We start from the raw sequence: 2,032 nt of genomic DNA, 5'->3' as shown, positions 1-2,032 counted from the left end.
CGATAGCCCTCGCTTCGCGATGGCCTTGGGCCACCCTTGACCGCCCGTCCCGCCCCGGAAGGACAAGGACTGCCGGGAAGCCCCCGAAGGGACGGTCACCTGGGCACGGGCCTTGGGCAGGGCGGCATCGGCGCCGCCAGGGCCCGGTTCCGGGGGATCCGGCTGCCCAGCTGGGGCCCATGGGCAGGCCCGTCCCGGGTCGGGTCCGGCCCGGCCTGAGTCGGACGGCGGCCGGAGCGCTGTCACCGCCGGGCAGGCGGGCCGCCCGCCTCTGATCGCTACGCGCTTCCGTCGGTGCGGCGGCCCCCGGCCGTCCCGGCTCGGGCGGGCGCTGTGTCCGGGGCCGGGAAGGTCCGGCTCGGTCCGGCCGGAGGCGGACAGTGAGCAGAGCGCTGTCGGCGCCGGCCGAGTTCGATCCGGGCGGGGAGCCGGCCCGGGAGCCGTGCGCCGACGCGGTGAAGGCCCGGCGGGGGCGGTGAGGTCCGTCCGCCCCGGTCCGGGTGGTGATCGTCACGGCGGGGGGCGGGGGTGGGCCCGTAGTCTGTCCCCGTGGCAGAACCAGTCCGCATCCCGACCGCGAAAGTCGCCCTCTCCACTGCCTCCGTGTATCCGGAGTCGACGGCGACCGCCTTCGAGATCGCCGCGCGCCTCGGTTACGACGGCGTCGAGGTGATGGTGTGGACCGACCCCGTGAGCCAGGACGTCGATGCGCTGCGGCGGCTGTCGGACCGGTACCGGGTGCCGATCCTCGCCGTGCACGCGCCGTGCCTGCTGATCACGCAGCGGGTGTGGTCGACGGATCCGTGGACCAAGCTCCAGCGGGCGCAGGCCGCCGCCGAGCGGCTCGGGGCGTCCACCGTCGTCGTGCACCCGCCGTTCCGCTGGCAGCGCCAGTACGCGCGGGACTTCGTCAGCGGAATCTGGCGGATGGCCGACGAGACCGACGTGCGGTTCGCCGTCGAGAACATGTACCCGTGGCGGTACCGGGACCGCGAGATGCTGGCCTACGCCCCCGAGTGGGACGTGACGAAGGACGACTACCGGCACTTCACCGTCGACCTGTCGCACACCGCGACCGCCCGGACCGACGCCACCGAGATGATCGACCGGATGGGCGACCGGCTCGCGCACGTGCACCTCGCCGACGGGAACGGTTCCGCGAAGGACGAGCACCTGGTCCCGGGCCGGGGGACGCAGCCGTGTGCCGAGTTGCTGGAGCGGCTCGCCGCCACGGCTTTCGACGGGCACGTCGTCATCGAGGTCAACACGCGCCGCGCGATGTCCTCCGCGGAGCGCGAGGCGGACCTCGCCGAGGCGCTGGCCTTCACCCGGCTCCACCTCGCGGCCGGCCCCGCCGCCGCCCCGGTCGTCAAGGCCCCCCGCCGGTGACGGAACCCGCCAAGCCGCGCCGCGGCCCCGGGCGTCCCCGCCACGACGAGGCCGGCGACGGCCCCGGCACGCAGGAGCGGATCCGGCTCGCCGCCCGGGAGGTGTTCGCGGAGCGCGGGTACGACAAGACGTCCGTCCGCGGCATCGCCAAGGTGGCCGGCGTGGACCCGGCGCTGGTGCACCACTACTTCGGGAGCAAGGACGACCTCTTCGCCGCCGCGATCGAGGTCACCATGGAGCCCGCCCTCGTCGTCCCGGCGATCGTGGGAGAGGGCCCCGAGGGCATCGGCGAGCGGCTGGCCCGGTACTTCCTCGGCATCTGGGAGAACCCGGCGTCCCGGGCGCCCCTCCTCGCGGTCATACGCTCCGCCCTCACCCACGAGGCCGCGGCGGCGGTCCTGCGCCGGCTGATCCTGCGCCGGGTCCTGGAGCGGGTCGCGGCCGACCTCAACGTCCCCGACCCCACCTTCCGCGCCGAACTCGCCGCCTCCCACATGATCGGCATCGCGCTCCTGCGGTACGTGGTCCAGGTCGAGCCCCTCGCGTCCGCGGACCCGGAGGCCATCGTCACGCTCGTGGCCCCCACCCTGCAGCGCTACCTGACCGAGGACTGAGCCCCCTGTCCCGGGATGCGGACAACGTG

The 2,032-nt window shown here is 74.8% G+C and carries 2 protein-coding genes; both read left to right on the top strand.

All coding sequences use genetic code 11. The annotated features are described in order from the left end of the window. The first annotated feature begins 549 nt into the window (after nt 1-549). Nucleotides 550-1,389, top strand: coding sequence for a sugar phosphate isomerase/epimerase family protein (locus ACFXA3_RS41635; protein WP_385196567.1), 840 nt, complete (start codon nt 550-552; stop codon nt 1,387-1,389). After that, nucleotides 1,386-2,003 carry a TetR family transcriptional regulator gene (locus ACFXA3_RS41630; RefSeq protein WP_385196565.1) on the top strand — a complete coding sequence of 206 codons (618 nt, stop codon included), beginning with the start codon at nt 1,386-1,388 and terminating at the stop codon, nt 2,001-2,003. The genes ACFXA3_RS41635 and ACFXA3_RS41630 overlap by 4 nt, the downstream gene beginning before the upstream one ends. Nucleotides 2,004-2,032 lie beyond the last annotated feature (29 nt).

The sequence above is a fragment of the Streptomyces sp. NPDC059456 genome, assembly GCF_042750055.1.
Lineage (GTDB): Bacteria > Actinomycetota > Actinomycetes > Streptomycetales > Streptomycetaceae > Streptomyces.
The sequence above is the reverse complement of the archived record's forward strand: the minus strand, read 5'-3'. Positions and strand labels throughout refer to the sequence as shown.